Annotated in this window: 15 protein-coding genes; all 15 read left to right on the top strand. The window is 51.1% G+C overall.

Annotation, left to right across the window (positions count from 1 at the left end; all coding sequences use genetic code 11):
* Nucleotides 1–87 precede the first annotated feature (87 nt).
* The 15 genes from nuoH to hisC all read left to right on the top strand — a co-directional run bounded on the left by nuoH (nucleotide 88) and on the right by hisC (nucleotide 15,556).
* Nucleotides 88–1,152, top strand: coding sequence for an NADH-quinone oxidoreductase subunit NuoH (gene nuoH, locus P9J64_13770; GenBank protein MDG5469392.1), 1,065 nt, complete (start codon nucleotides 88–90; stop codon nucleotides 1,150–1,152).
* Nucleotides 1,153–1,187: 35 nt separating this feature from the next.
* Nucleotides 1,188–1,583: an NADH-quinone oxidoreductase subunit I gene (locus P9J64_13765; protein ID MDG5469391.1), complete on the top strand. Its 396-nt coding sequence runs from the start codon at nucleotides 1,188–1,190 to the stop codon at nucleotides 1,581–1,583.
* A gap of 21 nt (nucleotides 1,584–1,604) precedes the next feature.
* Nucleotides 1,605–2,108, top strand: a complete 504-nt coding sequence (locus tag P9J64_13760) for an NADH-quinone oxidoreductase subunit J (GenBank protein ID MDG5469390.1) — start codon at nucleotides 1,605–1,607, stop codon at nucleotides 2,106–2,108.
* 28 nt (nucleotides 2,109–2,136) lie between these two features.
* Nucleotides 2,137–2,439 (top strand): NADH-quinone oxidoreductase subunit NuoK, encoded by a 303-nt coding sequence (gene nuoK / locus P9J64_13755; GenBank protein MDG5469389.1) that lies wholly within the window; start codon nucleotides 2,137–2,139, stop codon nucleotides 2,437–2,439.
* A gap of 56 nt (nucleotides 2,440–2,495) precedes the next feature.
* Nucleotides 2,496–4,484, top strand: coding sequence for an NADH-quinone oxidoreductase subunit L (gene nuoL, locus P9J64_13750; GenBank protein ID MDG5469388.1), 1,989 nt, complete (start codon nucleotides 2,496–2,498; stop codon nucleotides 4,482–4,484).
* 40 nt (nucleotides 4,485–4,524) lie between these two features.
* Complete coding sequence (locus tag P9J64_13745; protein MDG5469387.1) at nucleotides 4,525–6,093, top strand: NADH-quinone oxidoreductase subunit M; 1,569 nt, start codon at nucleotides 4,525–4,527, stop codon at nucleotides 6,091–6,093.
* A gap of 32 nt (nucleotides 6,094–6,125) precedes the next feature.
* Nucleotides 6,126–7,586, top strand: a complete 1,461-nt coding sequence (locus tag P9J64_13740) for an NADH-quinone oxidoreductase subunit N (protein MDG5469386.1) — start codon at nucleotides 6,126–6,128, stop codon at nucleotides 7,584–7,586.
* Between the two features lie 83 nt (nucleotides 7,587–7,669).
* Nucleotides 7,670–9,040, top strand: a complete 1,371-nt coding sequence (locus P9J64_13735) for a UbiD family decarboxylase (GenBank protein ID MDG5469385.1) — start codon at nucleotides 7,670–7,672, stop codon at nucleotides 9,038–9,040.
* A 133-nt stretch (nucleotides 9,041–9,173) separates the two neighbouring features.
* Complete coding sequence (gene xthA, locus P9J64_13730; GenBank protein ID MDG5469384.1) at nucleotides 9,174–9,992, top strand: exodeoxyribonuclease III; 819 nt, start codon at nucleotides 9,174–9,176, stop codon at nucleotides 9,990–9,992.
* 93 nt (nucleotides 9,993–10,085) lie between these two features.
* A complete protein-coding gene (locus tag P9J64_13725; GenBank protein MDG5469383.1) occupies nucleotides 10,086–10,970 on the top strand; it encodes a 4-hydroxybenzoate octaprenyltransferase in 885 nt (294 codons plus the stop codon).
* A gap of 7 nt (nucleotides 10,971–10,977) precedes the next feature.
* Nucleotides 10,978–11,601 (top strand): UbiX family flavin prenyltransferase, encoded by a 624-nt coding sequence (locus P9J64_13720; GenBank protein ID MDG5469382.1) that lies wholly within the window; start codon nucleotides 10,978–10,980, stop codon nucleotides 11,599–11,601.
* 67 nt (nucleotides 11,602–11,668) lie between these two features.
* Nucleotides 11,669–12,751: an aminofutalosine synthase MqnE gene (gene mqnE / locus P9J64_13715; GenBank protein MDG5469381.1), complete on the top strand. Its 1,083-nt coding sequence runs from the start codon at nucleotides 11,669–11,671 to the stop codon at nucleotides 12,749–12,751.
* 72 nt (nucleotides 12,752–12,823) lie between these two features.
* Nucleotides 12,824–13,888: a cyclic dehypoxanthinyl futalosine synthase gene (gene mqnC / locus P9J64_13710; GenBank protein ID MDG5469380.1), complete on the top strand. Its 1,065-nt coding sequence runs from the start codon at nucleotides 12,824–12,826 to the stop codon at nucleotides 13,886–13,888.
* A gap of 13 nt (nucleotides 13,889–13,901) precedes the next feature.
* Entirely contained in the window at nucleotides 13,902–14,477 is a 576-nt protein-coding gene (locus P9J64_13705; protein ID MDG5469379.1) for a hypothetical protein, read from the top strand.
* 35 nt (nucleotides 14,478–14,512) lie between these two features.
* A complete protein-coding gene (gene hisC, locus P9J64_13700) occupies nucleotides 14,513–15,556 on the top strand; it encodes a histidinol-phosphate transaminase (GenBank protein ID MDG5469378.1) in 1,044 nt (347 codons plus the stop codon).
* Nucleotides 15,557–15,614 lie beyond the last annotated feature (58 nt).

The following is a 15,614-nucleotide window of genomic DNA, read 5'->3' as shown; positions in this document are numbered from 1 at the left end:
ATGCTCCGTTTTTGCGTACTTGAGCGCACTACGGTGTGAATAGAATCGCAACACTAAGATCAATCTGATACGAGGAAGAGGAAGATCATGACGCCTGAAATGCTGAGCCTCTCTAACAGTCCTGGTTTGTTTGTCGGGATAATGCTGGTGAAACTTGTAGTTGTCTTTGGCGTGACTATGCTCATCGTTGCTTACGCAACCTGGTGTGAGCGAAAAGTCATCGGTCATATGCAGACCCGCCTTGGGCCAATGCGTACCGGTTGGCACGGATTACTACAGCCGATAGCCGACGGTATCAAGCTGTTCTTCAAGGAGGACATCATCCCGTCTGAGTCAACTAAGGTGCCGTTTTTATTGGCCCCAATGATGATTCTGGTTCCGGCTCTGATTACGGTTGCCGTAATCCCCTTCGGACCGGATCTGAGCGTGGGTGGTTTCCTGATTCCCCAGCAGATTACCGATCTGAACATCGGTATCTTGTACATCCTTGCTTTCGCGGGTTTGGGGATCTACGGCATTGTTCTTGCCGGCTGGGCATCGAACAGTAAGTACTCTCTGCTCGGCGGCGTACGTGCCTCAGCCCAGATGATCTCATACGAACTGGCGGCTGGCGTGTCGATCATTGCAGTCTTCATGCTCTCGGAAACACTCAGCCTGCGTGAAATTGTTGCATTGCAGCAGCAGGATCTCTGGGGTGTCTGTTCCTTCGTGCCGAACTGGTACATCTTTAGCCAGCCACTGGCCTTCGGCCTTTTTATGATTACCGGCCTGGCTGAAATCAACCGAACTCCATTTGATATGCCTGAGGCTGAGAGCGAGCTGGTCTCCGGTTTCTGTACAGAGTACTCGTCCATGAAGTACGCACTCTTTTTCATGGCTGAATACGCTAACATGATCGTCATTGCTGCGATTGCTTCTACACTCTTCCTTGGTGGCTGGAGCGCTCCTCTCAATATCGGTATCTTTACCATGATCCCCGGTTTTGTCTGGTTGCTGCTGAAGATCTTCTCGATGATGTTCTTCTTCATGTGGCTGCGCGCCACCTTCCCTCGTGTCCGTTATGACCAACTGATGCGCATGGGCTGGAAAGTATTGTTGCCGCTGGCCCTGGCTAATGTTGTGATTACCGGCCTCGTGGTCGTGATTTTCTAATAACCGTTACCTTTGAGTCTTTAAGAGGTCTGATCATGTTCAAAGAATTTGCCAAAGGTCTGAGCATCACCTTCAAGCACCTGCTGCCGGGTCACTCAACGACCGTGCAGTACCCGACAGTTAAACTCAAGCCGTCCGATCGGTTCCGTGGCCTGCACCGCCTGGTTCCTTCTCAGGACCGCGAAAAGTGCGTCGCCTGTTACCTTTGTCCGACGGTATGTCCTGCCAAATGCATCACGGTTGAATCGGCGGAAAACGAGAAGGGCGAGAAGTATCCGAAAGTTTATACGATTGACATGCTGCGTTGCATCTTCTGCGGTTACTGCGTAGAAGCCTGCCCGGTAGAGGCGATCGAAATGACGGGTGCTTACGAACTGGCCAATTATAAGCGTGAAGACTTTCAGTTCACCAAAGAGCGGCTGCTGAAGTAAGCCAAGGGGAGCATAAATTTCATGGAACTCATTTTTTTCTATCTGATTGCGTTGGTTGCCATTGGCTCCGGATTCCTGGTAATCCGCTGTCAAAGCCCAGTCAATAGCGCCCTCGGTCTGGTCAATACCTTTTTCTGCCTGGCCATTTTTTATGTCATGCTGCATGCCCCCTTTATGGCGGCGATCCAGATCATGGTTTATGCAGGGGCGATCATGGTTTTGATCCTGTTTGTCATTATGCTGCTCAACCTGGGTACGGAAGCGCGTAAGCGTTATACCCACGGGATTGTCTGGTCAGCAATTGCCAGCCTGTTGGTACTGTTCAACGTGATGTACTTCATAAAGCGCGGTCGCGTGACCGGCGCTGAAGGAGACGTCACACCTTACATGGTTGAAAGCTTCGGTCATGTTGAGTTGATCGGTAAGGCGTTGTTCACCGAGTTCCTGCTGCCCTTTGAAATTGCCTCCATCCTGTTACTGGTGGCGATAGTCGGTGCGGTAGTTCTCGCCAAAAAAGAAGTTTAAAGCGTAGCGGACTACGGGAGACATACCAATGATAACTGTTTACCACTACATGACTGTTGCCGCGATCCTCTTTGCCATGGGCACCTACGGTGTTCTGACCCGGCGGAATGCGATTGTCATCTTCATGTGTATCGAACTGATGCTTAATTCGGTCAACCTGACCTTCATCTCATTATCCAGTCATTTGCAAAACATGGATGGACAGGTCTTTGTCTTGTTTGTCATGGCCGTTGCGGCAGCTGAAGCGGGAGTTGGCCTAGCATTGATGATCGCGTTCTACAGGAACCGTGATTCAATCGACGTCGATAATATTAACCTGATGAAATTGTGAGCGGTGTGAACCGTTCACTTCCCCTAAGAAGATTACTTCGTTCGGAGGAGAGATAGATGTACGATAAACTGTGGCTTATACCATTCTTCCCGTTACTCGGCTCAATTATTAACGGGTTGCTTGGCAAGCGGTTCATCAAGAACGAAAAGCTGATCGGTGCGATTGGTACTGGTATGTTGTTCCTTTCGTTCCTGGTCTCCTGCAAGTACTTTATCCAGCTGCTTGGCGATTCCGTCAAGTCTCACCAGAATGTTATTGCATCCTGGATGTCGGTTGGCAACCTGCAGGTGGACTGGGGCTTCTTGCTCGATCCACTCTCTGCCCTGATGATCATGGTTGTCACTGGTGTGGGTACCCTGATTCATCTCTACTCCATCGGTTACATGCATGGTGAAGAAGGTTTCTACCGTTACTTCAGTTACCTGAACCTCTTCGTTTTCTCCATGCTCATGCTGGTGCTCGGTAACAACGCACTGGTCATGTTTGTCGGTTGGGAAGGTGTCGGTCTCTGCTCCTACCTGCTGATCGGCTACTACTTCGAAAAGAAGAGTGCCGGTGATGCCGCGAAGAAAGCGTTTGTTATGAACCGTGTTGGTGACTTCGGTTTCCTGCTCGGTCTCTTTACCATCTTCTGGGCGCTGGGGAGCCATGGTGTCTGGACAATTAATTTTGTCGAAATCACAGAGAATGCTCACCTGCTCTCCGGAGACATGGTCCTTGGTGCCAGCGTGACCACCGTGGCAACCCTCTGCTTCTTCCTCGGTGCAACCGGTAAGTCGGCTCAGCTGCCGCTCTTCACTTGGCTACCTGACGCAATGGAAGGCCCGACCCCTGTTTCTGCTCTGATCCACGCGGCAACCATGGTTACGGCCGGTGTTTACATGATCGGCCGTATGAACCTCCTGTTTGCAATGAGTCCGACCACCATGTTCGTTGTTGCTCTGGTTGGTGCCTTAACGGCGATCTTCGCCGCGACCATCGGTTTTGCTCAGAACGACATTAAACGAGTTCTCGCATACTCGACAGTTTCCCAGCTTGGTTTCATGTTCGTTGCAATGGGTGTCGGCGCATTTACCGCGGGTATCTTCCATCTGATGACTCATGCTTTCTTTAAGGCTTGTCTCTTCCTTGGTTCAGGTTCTGTTATTCACGCCATGCATCACGCTCTGCACCACGCGCATCTTGATGATGACGCGCAGGACATGCGCAACATGGGTGGACTGCGTAAGAAGATGCCTGTTACCTGGGCAACCTTCGGCATCTCATGTCTGGCTATTTCAGGTCTGCCTTTCTTCTCCGGATTCTTCTCCAAGGACGAGATCCTCTGGTGGACTTTCGCCTCGACCCGTGGCAACAAGGTGATCTGGGTGATCGTGGTGGTCGCCGCCTTTATGACCGCATTCTACATGTTCCGCTGTCTCTACATGACTTTCTACGGAGAGCAGAAGACCAATCCTAAAGCGAAGGATCATGTCCATGAGTCACCATGGGTCATCACTCTACCCCTGGTCGTTCTCGCAGGTCTGGCGACAGTCGGTGGCCTGATCGGTATCCCGCATGCAATTGATATTGCCCATGTCGGCAATAAGTTGAACGCATTCCTGGCGCCGGTCTTCCATCACAGTCAGGAACTCTACAAGATAGAAGCGCATGGTTCTGCCAGTACTGAGATCATCCTGATGGTCTTCTCGGTTGCTGTTGCTTTGGCTGGTATCGGCCTCGCTACAGTCATGTACATGAAGGATCCTTCGCTGCCAGGTAAGTTCACTGCTAAATTTTCTACACTGCATCGTGCAGTCTTTAACAAATGGTATGTCGATGAGATCTACGACGCGCTTTTCGTGAACACCACCAAGAAGCTCGGCATCTTCTGCTGGAGGGGCTTTGACGTCAAGGTGGTCGATGGCATTGTTAATGGTGTTGCCAAGCTGGTCGGTGCTCTGTCATCAGTGTTGCGTTATACGCAGTCCGGATTGTTCCAGAACTATGCCCTGACTATGGTTCTAGGCACAGTGGTCATGTTGGCCATTTTTATTCTCAAATAAGGGTATAACGTTCAAGCGTTGATATAAGGAGCAGTGACCCATGAATGACCATCTTCTTAGCCTGATGACATTTTTCCCGTTGGTGGGGATGTTGATTATCCTCTTCCTGCCTCGGGAAGCCGACCGACTGATCAAGACGGTTACATTGGTCGTAACGATCATCGTTTTCTTCATCAGTCTGCCGTTGGCGTTCGACGATGTTTTTGTAAGCTCGTCGGCGATGCACTATACAGAATTCGCTAACTGGATCAGTGTCGGCGATTACTTCCAGATGAACTACAATGTCGGTATTGACGGCATCAGTCTCTGGTTGGTAATGCTGACAACCTTCATTATGCCGATCGCCATTCTTTCGACCTGGCACGCGGTCGATAAGAACACCAAGGGCTTTATGGCTCTGGCCCTTCTTCTCGAAACCGGCATGCTCGGCGCATTCATCTCTCTTGACCTCTTCCTCTTCTATGTTTTCTGGGAGTTGATGCTGGTGCCGATGTACTTCATGATCGGTATCTGGGGTGGTAAGAACCGCATCTATGCAGCGGTTAAATTCTTTATCTTTACCGCAGTCGGTTCTCTCCTGATGCTGGTTGCCATCATCTATGTTTACTATTACTCGGTTCAGGCGGGTGTCCCTTTTGAAAATGGCTTCAGTATCGCTCATTTTGCTCAATTGGATATCCCTGCACATCTGCAGACATGGCTCTTTGCTGCCTTTGCTTTCAGCTTTGCCATCAAGGTACCAATGTTCCCGGTTCATACCTGGCTGCCTGATGCACATACCGAGGCACCGACAGCGGGCTCCGTTATCTTGGCCGCTATTCTGTTGAAGATGGGTACTTATGGTTACGTCCGTTTCGCTCTCCCGCTCTTCCCGGTAGCGACGATGCAGTTCACTCCGTTCCTGGCACTGCTGGCCGTTATCGGTATTATCTACGGTGCCCTCGTTGCCATGATGCAGGATGATGTTAAGAAGCTTGTTGCTTACTCTTCAGTGTCTCATCTCGGTTTTGTTATGCTGGGTGTCTTTGCTATGAATCTGCAAGGTCTCTCTGGTGGTTTGCTGCAGATGATCAGCCACGGTATTTCAACCGGAGCACTCTTCCTCATCGTCGGCTTCCTCTATGAGCGTCGTCATACGCGCCTGATAGTAGATTTCGGAGGTTTAAGCAAGGTCATGCCGGTTTTCGCTACGATCTTCCTGATTGTGACCTTTTCGTCAATCGGCCTGCCGGGAACCAATGGTTTTGTTGGTGAATTCCTGATCCTGGTTGGAGCTTTTGAGAGCGAGCTGCGGGTCCTCACAGTGTTTGCCACAACTGGCGTCATCCTCGCAGCTGTTTACATGCTGTGGATGTTCCAGCGGGTCATGATGGGCAAGTTGACGAATCCGAAGAACGAAAACCTCAAAGATTTGTCAGCCCGTGAAGTTACCATCATGATGCCTTTGTTGATCTTCATCTTCTGGATCGGCATCTATCCAAACACCTTCTTGGACAAGATGAACCCCGCTCTTGAAAACATGATCAAAGAAGTCAAGGGCAAGCAGCAGATTGCCATGGTGGTCGAAGATATGGACCAAGCCGTCACGCAAATTACGGTCAACGATTAAATAATTATCTATAGCGTCTGAGGAGCCATTCAATGGAAAACCTGGTGGAAATCGCCTTGCAGAACGTCAATATGGCGGCCATTTTACCGTCACTGGTACTGACCTGCTTCGGCATGGGACTACTGCTGATAAATGTATTCCTGCCTCGTGGTACCACGCGGCATGCTGTCTGGATCAGTGTTGTCGGCCTCGTGGTAACGGGATTCTTCGTCTATACCGGTTGGGGAAATCCTCAATATGGTTTTAACGATGCTGTTGCAAATGATAATTATGCTGCCTTTTTCAGTATGATCTTCCTGTTTGCTGCAGGTCTGACGATTCTCGTGTCTGATGATTACCTGACGCGCGAAGGGTATCCTGTCAGCGAGTATTATCCGCTGATACTCTTTGCCACAGCGGGAGCCATGTGGATGGCTTCAGGCACCGACATGTTGACGATCTTCCTCGGTCTGGAAGTTATGTCCATTGCCCTTTATGTCCTGGCGGGTTTCTTTCGTGGTCAGTTGCGCTCTAACGAAGCAGGCCTTAAGTACTTCCTGTTAGGCGCTTTTTCCACAGGATTCCTGCTTTATGGTATCGCTCTTATTTATGGTGTAACGGGCTCTACCAAGCTGACAGAGATTGGCATTTACCTGAACGCTCATGGTTCTTTATTGGAAAATCCGATGACTCTGGCGGGACTTGTCCTGCTCTCCACCGGCTTCCTTTTCAAGATCGCAGCAGCACCGTTTCATATGTGGACTCCTGACGTTTACGAAGGTGCTCCGACTCCTATTACTGCATTCATGAGCGCTGGCCCCAAGGCTGCTGCCTTTGCTGCTTTCCTGCGCATCATGGAATACTGCTTCTTCAGCCTCAAGCCTGAGTGGACAGCAATGCTCTGGGTCCTCGCTGTTCTGACCATGGTCATCGGTAACGTGATTGCCATTCAGCAGACCAACCTCAAGCGTATGCTCGCATATTCTTCGATCGCCCACGCTGGTTATGCTCTGGTCGGTTTGGTTGCAGCGAATGAAATTGGTTACTCAGGTATCCTCTTTTACATGCTCGCTTACACTTTCATGAACATCGGTGCCTTTGCTGTGCTGGTTCTGGCCGGCAAGAAAGGCGAAGAGAATTTGACGTTGGATGGTTTCTCAGGGTTCGGTCTTAAACGGCCTTTCCTGGGCGTCGCCATGACCGTCTTCCTCTTCTCTCTGATGGGTCTGCCCCCAACAGCCGGTTTCGCTGGCAAGTTCTACATCTTTGCGGGTGCTGTTAAGGCTGGTTACATCTGGTTGGCCGTTATCGGTGTCCTGAACTCAGCCGTATCGCTTTACTACTACCTTCGTATCATGGTCTACATGTACTTCCGTGATGCCGAGGAAGATTACGCATGGGTTTCCCTCCCTGCAGCAGCAGTGATTTCCATCGTGATCGCCTTGATAGGTGTTTTCTACCTCGGGATCATTCCTGGTGACGTTATGGAGTTGGCCAAGATGGCCATCTTCTAGAAATATCTTAGATTCAATATCAAGGCTCCGATCATTTGATCGGAGCCTTTTTTATTTGATTTGGGTTTCTTTCTTGAAAGTCATTGGCGTTCTTCTTTACGGAAAGTATTATTGACAGAGTAAAGTCTCAACAAATCTTCCTATGGGTGTTTATGTATTTCTCTGACCTGCAAAATTTTATCAATCATCTCCAAACAACAGGCGAATTGAAGCGGGTTAAAGATCAAGTTGATCCTTACCTGGAAGTCGCTGGAATCGTGAACAGAGCCTGCAAGGATTCAGTTGATAACTGTGCTCTGCTCTTTGAGAAGGTAAAGGGCTCAAGTATTCCTCTGGTTGTTAATAGTTTTGGATCGATGCATAGAACAGCAACTGCTCTTGGTGTTGATCGTGTCGAGACCCTTGCTAATAAATTGAAAATTGATCTCGAAGGAAGCCCAGAGAAAGACTCAGGGCAAGCACTCCTTGGCTTGACCCAGGCTGCGGGCAAGGGACAACATCTCGACGATCGTTCTCTGCCGTCCTGCGTTACTTGTGGAAAAGGTTTACACGATCTTCCTGTTTTACATTCATGGCCGGAAGATGGTGGGCGATACATCACCATGGGGCAGACCTTCACCCAAGACCCGGACAGCAAAAAACAAAATTGTGGGATGTATCGGCTTCAGGTCGTAGATGAGGAGACCGCACTGATCAGGTTCCATCCAGGATCCGGGGGTGGTGACCATATGCAGGCCTGGCACGCCTACGGAAGGGCTATGCCAATAGCGATTGCTTTGGGTGGTCCGCCAGCGCTCACCTGGTGCGCAGGGCTGTCATTGCCCACCGGTGTAACTGAAACTGCTTTTACAAGTTACTTGACCGGACATTCCATCGACCTGGTAAGGTGCAGACACTCGGACCTTCTCGTTCCTGCAAACGCTGAGATTGTTATAGAGGGACTGGTTTCTCCTGATGACACCAGTGATGAGGGTCCCTTCGGCAATCACACCGGATATTATTCAGAGGTATCGCCAGCTCCTGTCGTGAAGATACAAAGCGTCTATAGAAAAGAGAGCGCAGTCTATCCCTGTACGGTGGTTGGCCCCCCTCCCATGGAAAACGTTTATCTGGCGCTAGCCAATGAACGAATATTGCTTGCCCTGTTACAGCACGATTTGCCTTGGGTTGTCGACGTTCATCTGCCGCTGGAGGGCATCTTCCACCGCGCTGCGCTTGTCTCTATCGATGACTATGGCGAGACCGCTTCAAAAATTAATCAGTCACTTCGGCAATCAAAGTTACTGAAAAATGCACGCATGATCATCCTGTTGGATAAAGATTGTGATTTACATGATATCAGGCAGGTGTACTGGCAAGTCATAAATGCCGACTGTTGGGAGAGAAGTGAGTTATTTGAAGGGCGGATGATTGACGCCAGAAAATCAAGAAAAAGAAATCCGATCATATTCTAACCGCTTAAACAGGTTATTCGTGCCTTACTCATAGCCAAATAACGGCTGAGCAGTTATGATTCAATCTCTTGAATTTGTATGATTTAAACCGAACCGATTTAATATGACTATTCTCAAAAGGTCTTCATGATAGATGAAAATTATTTCCTTTAATGTCAATAGCATCCGGACTCGATTACACCAACTGGCTGCGGTTATTGATAAGCATCAACCTGAGATCATTGCCCTGCAGGAAACTAAGGTGCAGGATGTGGATTTTCCAGAGGCCGATATTAAAAAGCTTGGCTACCATGCTGTCTGGTTCGGGCAGAAGACGCATTATGGTGTGGCGATCCTGAGTAAACGTCAGCCAGACAATGTTCAATATGGATTTTTATCGGATACTGATGAGGCTCAGAAGAGGTTTGTTGCTGCAGGCTACACCCTCGAATCAGGGCAAAAAGTTCGCGTCATTAACGGTTATTTCCCACAAGGCGAAAGCCGCGATCATCCGACAAAGTTCCCTGCCAAGTCGAGATTCTACGAAGATTTGTTCGCACAGCTGTCTGATCACGAAAATCCTGAAGAGCTGTTGCTGGTGGTCGGTGATGTTAATGTTGCCAACGAGGACCTCGACATAGGCATCGGTGCTGACAACGCCAAACGCTGGCTCCGAACAGGTAAATGTAGCTTCCTACCCGAGGAACGGGACTGGTTGAGACGATTGATTGACTGGGGACTGGTCGATACCTTCCGTCAATGTCACCCGGAGACAGATGATCAATTCAGCTGGTTCGATTATCGTAGCCGGGGATTTGAAGCCAGCCCGCAACGAGGCTTACGGATTGACCTGATTTTGGCCAGCGCTCCTCTTTCGGCCGCTTGTGTCGGTGCCGGTATCGATTACGATATCCGGGCCATGGAAAAACCTTCGGATCACGCGCCGATCTGGGCCGAGTTTGATCTCGACTGATTCTGATGTTTTCCCTTAAAAATCGCCTGCCATGATGCCGGATGGCCGGCTATGCTTGAACCTGTTGACAGGGCGTTGTAGACTGACGAAGATATGGATACTTCTTTAACGAATACAGCATGGGGCAAGTTAACGACGCTGCTGGAGATGATCAAATTCTCTCACACCGTGTTCGCCTTCCCTTTCGCCCTGATGGGTGTGGTTCTGGCGTCGTTGGCAAACGGAACCGCTCCTACCTTCGCACAGATCTTCTGGGTCTGCATCGCTATGGTTGGTGCACGTACCGTGGCCATGGGGCTGAACCGAATTATCGATGCCCGTATCGACGCTGAAAATCCGCGTACAGCTGCAAGACATCTGCCCTCTGGCAGGGTTTCGTCCCGTGACGCCTGGATGATGGTGGTGGGCGCTTTTGTCCTTCTCCTGCTGGCCGCCTGGATGCTTAACCCCCTCTGCCTTAAGCTCTCTCCCGTAGCCATCTTTTTTCTGGTGCTGTACAGTTACTGCAAACGCTTTACCTCGATGGCCCATATCGTTCTGGGAGTCTGTCTTGCCGCCGCGCCTGTTGGTGCCTGGATTGCCCTGCGCGGAGATATCGGTTGGCCGGTTATGGTGCTTGGGCTCGCGGTCCTCTTCTGGGTCGCCGGGTTTGATATTTTCTATGCCCTGCAGGATTATGAGTTTGACCGTGAGAAGGGGCTTTTTTCCATCCCGTCACGGTTTGGCGTCGAGCGTTCTTTTCAGATCACCCGTGTCTTTCACATCGTCATGATTCTGCTTTTGCTTCTGTTGACTTTCAGCCAGGGGCTAGGGATGATTTACCTGGTCGGTGTCCTGGTGGTCGCCGGGTTACTGGTTTATGAGCATATGCTGGTCAAGCCCAGCGACCTGTCGCGACTGGATGCGGCCTTCTTTAATATGAATGGCTACATCAGTGTGACGATTTTCCTGTTCACCCTTGTCGATGCGCTGGTGTAATTAAACTATGACTGCAGACAACCCTCAGATAAGACATTTCGTTGTCGCCATAACCGGCGCCTCAGGCTCTGTTTATGGCTTGAGGCTGATCAGTGAACTCCTGCGCTCCGGGGAGAGGGTCAGTCTGATTTTGACCTCTGCTGGACGCCAGGTCATGAATCATGAGACGGGGCTCGAGTGGTCTGCAGAGATTAAGGTGCAGCGCCAACAGGTTCAGGAATATTTTGCCAGTATCGCCGTTGATTGCCTGGCGATAGATGATTTTTGGGCCGGCGCCGCCAGCGGTTCGGCCGCAGCGGACGCCATGATCATTGCGCCTTGCTCCATGGGAACCCTTGGCAGAATAGCCGCCGGTTTGAGCGGCAACCTCCTGGAGCGGGCTGCTGATGTCATGCTCAAGGAACGAAGACGCCTGCTCCTGGTGCCCCGGGAAACACCTTTCAACAATATTCATCTGGAGAACCTGCTACGGCTCTCTCAATCAGGGGCTATTATCCTTCCGGCCATGCCGGGGTTTTATCATGGCCCGGAAACGATTGAGGATCTTATTGATTTCGTCGTTGGTAAAATCCTCGACCAACTCGATGTCCAGCACTCACTTTTCACCCGCTGGGGCGAGGATTGTGACTAACGGAAGTTTCCCCTCAAGGCTTTGATCCTTTCTTTCACCTTGTGTCCTTCGCGATCGATAACTGACTATGATTAATCTGATACAAAACATAGGTGCAAAAATTGAAACCGGGGCCAGGATCTCGGATGACGAGGCTCTGGCACTGTTTGCTTGTGATGATCTGCTTGCCGTTGGCGAGCTGGCAGCTCTGGCAAATCGTCAGCTCAATGGTGACAAGGTCTACTTCAATGTTAACCGTCATATCAATTACACCAACATCTGTGTCAACCGTTGTACTTTTTGTGCCTTCAGCCGCGAGAATGAAGAGGATGAGGGTGGCTATACCCTGGCTTTAAACGAGATCCTCGAACGTGCAGCTGAAGCACAGGATGCGGGAGCTACAGAGATCCATATGGTGGGTGGCCTGCACCCTGATTTGCCATTCGATTTTTACCTGGAGATTATGGCTGCCATCAAGGCCGACAGTCCTGGACTGCACATCAAAGCTTTTACCGCGGTTGAAATCGATTATTTCGCCACCCTCACAGAACAGTCTCCGCAGCAAGTGATTGAAGAGCTGAAAGCTGCCGGGCTCGATTCGATGCCGGGCGGTGGTGCCGAAATTTTTGCTCCTGAAGTACGCCAGAAAATTTGTCCCGAAAAGATTTCTGGTGAGCGCTGGCTTGAGGTCACCGAGCAGGTTCACCGGGCGGGGCTGAAGACGAATGCCACCATGCTTTTCGGTCATGTCGAAAGCTATGCCGACCGTGTTGACCACCTCTCAAGGTTGCGCCAGCTACAGGATCGTACCGGCGGGTTCCAGGCCTTTATCCCCCTGGCTTTTCAGCCTGACAATACCCGGGTGCCGGGGGCCAAGGGAGTCGGGGGCGTTGATGCCCTCAAGACACTGGCTATTAGCCGGCTCTACCTCGATAACTTCAAGCACATCAAGGCGTACTGGGTGATGCTTGGAATGAAGGTCTCGCAGGTTGCGCTGGCCTTTGGCGTTAACGATATTGACGGCACGGTGGTCGAAGAGCAGATCGGTCACGACGCTGGCGCCGATTCACCCCAGCAATTGAGCAAGGAGCAACTCGTTGGTCTGATTCATAAGGCGGGGAAGCAGCCAGTGGAGCGCGATACGCTCTATAATGAGATCAAAACCTATTGATGTTTAACCTCTCGATGGGCTTGTTGGGAATGGTTCTCTCTATATACGAGTTCCTGTTCTTCATGGTTGATAATGATGACTGCAATTGAAAAAAAGATCGATGCTGGTCAGCCTCTGGACCGAGAAGAGGCACTCTTCCTGTTGGCCGATGCTGATTTGCTTACTTTGGGTAAGTTGGCTGATGCTGTTCGCCGTCGCATGCATCCGCAAGGTTGCGTCTCGTTTGTGGTTGACCGCAACGTCAACTACACCAACATTTGTACCACCAAGTGTAAGTTCTGTGCCTTCTACCGTGATGAGATGCATCCTGATGCCTACGTGCTCAGCTATGCGCAAATCTTCGGTAAGGTGCAGGAGCTGGTCGATCACGGCGGTACGCAGCTCCTCATGCAGGGCGGGTTGCATCCTGATTTGAAGATCGGCTGGTTCGAAGATCTTTTCCGCCAGTTACGGCATCGCTTCCCATCCGTACAGATACATTCACTCTCTCCTGCCGAGATTGTGCATATCGCCAAGCTGTCCGGATTGTCGATGGCCGATTGTCTTGCTCGATTGCACGCTGCCGGACTGCAATCCTTGCCTGGTGGTGGTGCCGAAATCCTGGTTGATGAAATCCGTCAGGAGATTTCACCGAGCAAGATTGGTTGGCGGGACTGGGCAGGCGTGATGCGCGAGGCCCATAGCCTGGGGATGGCGACAACGGCAACTATGATGTTCGGTGTGCGTGAAAAGGCCGAGGATATTGTCGAGCATCTGTTCCGTATCCGTGAGCTGCAGGCAGAACAGGGGGGCTTTACGGCATTCATCCCCTGGAGTTATCAGCCCGGCAATACCGAACTCGGTGGAGAACAGGCGAGCGGAGTCGAGTATCTGAAAGTGCTGGCTTTAGCGCGGCTTGTTCTTGATAATATCCAGAACCTTCAGGCCAGTTGGGTGACCCAGGGCGCGCGCATGGCGCAGATCGCTCTCTACTTTGGTGCCAATGACCTGGGCGGAACCATGCTCGAAGAAAATGTTGTTGCCGCGGCAGGCGTTGATTTTCGCTTGAGCCAGGAGGAGATCGTTGACCTGGTCAGAGCGGCAGGGTTCACGCCGTGTCGACGGACCACAGGCTACCAAGTGCTTGAGGAGTATTGATCGGAGTCAGGTTATGAACGCTTTGCGAGGCGCCTTGCTTTTGGCCATGGTGAGCTTTTTGCTGGTCTCATGGAGGTCTGATCTTTCCGCCGCCAACATAACGACCAGCTGGGAGAGATCTGTTGCCTTTAAAATTGTCGATGCCGACAGTGGCGCAGCACTTTCACAGCCGATTGTCATTATTAAACAAGCAAAACATTTTGAGGGCAGCGTCGAACCTGTTCACTTTTACGACGTTATCACAGGAAGCGCTGCCGGCCTGGCTGAGTATCAGGTGGAGGTAAAAAGTGACGGTGCTGAAGTCCGCGTCATAGTTCCCGGTTATCTGCTGTTGACCCGTAAGGTTTCATGGAAAGAATTACCGCCCCGGGAGTTTGACAGCTTCGGACTTGAAAAAAACCTGCCGAGGCTGACCCTGACCTTGAAGCCCCTGCCGAAAGCCAGCGACTGGAAACGCGAATTCCGGCTGGTGGTTGTGCCCGAGCTTGAGGATATCCTGCAAATGAAGCCGCCCTACTTGTCCAAAGAGGAACAGAGGGTGATTAACGAATTTCTCAACCGGGAACGTCATTCTCCGCTCGGTTTTTGAGAAGATAATAAGAACCCTTTGCTCTGGGAGACGGTATGAGCTACCTGCGTGATAATATTTCCGATATGGCCGGATACGTGCCCGGTTTTCAGCCGCCCGACGAGAACCAGTGGATTAAGCTGAATACCAACGAGAACCCTTATCCGCCGTCACCGCAGGTGATTCAGGCGATACGGGCGGCAACTGGTGATGATTTACGTAAATACCCAGATGCTCCAAGTCGCGCCGGTCGCGAGGCGGCAGCAGCCGTCTACGACTATCCGATCGATTGGGTAATCATGGCCAATGGCTCTGATGAACTGCTCAATAACCTGATACGAGCCTGTGTCGGTGAGGGTGAAGAAGTCGCCTATCTGCATCCTTCCTATTCATACTATGCAACTCTTGCAGCGATTCAGGGTGCCAGGGTCAAGACTTTTGCCTTGCTGGAGAATGGCGAGATAAAAGATTTCCCTGAACGCTACACAGGAAAGCTGTTCTTCCTGACCAACCCCAACGCACCTCTTGGCATACGCTGGGGTATCGAAGAGGTCGCTGCCCTGGCTGACCGTTGCCAAGGGTTACTGGTTGTTGATGAAGCTTATGCCGATTTTGCTGAAGGCAATTGCCTGGAGCTGGTCAGGCAGAAGCCGAACGTGGTGGTCACCCGAACCTTGTCCAAGAGTTACTCTCTGGCTGGAATGCGCCTCGGTCTGGCGATTGCAAGGCCCGAAATCATCGTAGCTCTGGATAAGATCCGCGACCACTACAACCTTGATCGTCTCGCCCAGACTGCAGTTGCGGCGGCTCTGATCGACCAGGGCTATTTCAAGGATTGTGTCCAGCGCATCTGCGCGACCCGGGAATGGTTTCGCTCCGGAATCAATCAGTTGGGCTATCAGGTGATCCCTTCGAGCGCCAACTACCTTTTTGTCACTCCTCCTGATCGCTACGGCAAGCGTGTTTATGAGGCGCTCTTCGAGCGTAAAATCCTGGTGCGCTATTTCAGCGATCCGGTCCTCTCTCATGGCCTGCGTATTTCCATCGGTACCCGTGAGGAAATGGAAACAACTCTCCAAGCATTGAGAGAGATAGGGTGAAAAAAGGGTGCGCGTGGCGTGGGGCGTGTGGTTCGAGGCAAACAGGCCTTGGGTCAGG

Source organism: Deltaproteobacteria bacterium IMCC39524 (assembly GCA_029667085.1).
GTDB lineage: Bacteria > Desulfobacterota > Desulfuromonadia > Desulfuromonadales > BM103 > M0040.
The sequence above is the reverse complement of the archived record's forward strand: the minus strand, read 5'-3'. Positions and strand labels throughout refer to the sequence as shown.

Excerpts from the sequence above, each read along its gene's own strand:
- hisC (MDG5469378.1), top strand. The coding sequence starts at position 14,513 with ATGAGCTACCTGCGTGATAATATTTCCGATATGGCCGGATACGTGCCC.
- P9J64_13740 (MDG5469386.1), top strand. The coding sequence starts at position 6,126 with ATGGAAAACCTGGTGGAAATCGCCTTGCAGAACGTCAATATGGCGGCC.
- P9J64_13745 (MDG5469387.1), top strand. The coding sequence starts at position 4,525 with ATGAATGACCATCTTCTTAGCCTGATGACATTTTTCCCGTTGGTGGGG.
- nuoK (MDG5469389.1), top strand. The coding sequence starts at position 2,137 with ATGATAACTGTTTACCACTACATGACTGTTGCCGCGATCCTCTTTGCC.
- P9J64_13765 (MDG5469391.1), top strand. The coding sequence starts at position 1,188 with ATGTTCAAAGAATTTGCCAAAGGTCTGAGCATCACCTTCAAGCACCTG.
- P9J64_13725 (MDG5469383.1), top strand. The coding sequence starts at position 10,086 with ATGGATACTTCTTTAACGAATACAGCATGGGGCAAGTTAACGACGCTG.
- P9J64_13720 (MDG5469382.1), top strand. The coding sequence starts at position 10,978 with ATGACTGCAGACAACCCTCAGATAAGACATTTCGTTGTCGCCATAACC.
- xthA (MDG5469384.1), top strand. The coding sequence starts at position 9,174 with ATGAAAATTATTTCCTTTAATGTCAATAGCATCCGGACTCGATTACAC.
- nuoH (MDG5469392.1), top strand. The coding sequence starts at position 88 with ATGACGCCTGAAATGCTGAGCCTCTCTAACAGTCCTGGTTTGTTTGTC.
- nuoL (MDG5469388.1), top strand. The coding sequence starts at position 2,496 with ATGTACGATAAACTGTGGCTTATACCATTCTTCCCGTTACTCGGCTCA.
- mqnE (MDG5469381.1), top strand. The coding sequence starts at position 11,669 with ATGATTAATCTGATACAAAACATAGGTGCAAAAATTGAAACCGGGGCC.
- P9J64_13705 (MDG5469379.1), top strand. The coding sequence starts at position 13,902 with ATGAACGCTTTGCGAGGCGCCTTGCTTTTGGCCATGGTGAGCTTTTTG.
- P9J64_13760 (MDG5469390.1), top strand. The coding sequence starts at position 1,605 with ATGGAACTCATTTTTTTCTATCTGATTGCGTTGGTTGCCATTGGCTCC.
- mqnC (MDG5469380.1), top strand. The coding sequence starts at position 12,824 with ATGATGACTGCAATTGAAAAAAAGATCGATGCTGGTCAGCCTCTGGAC.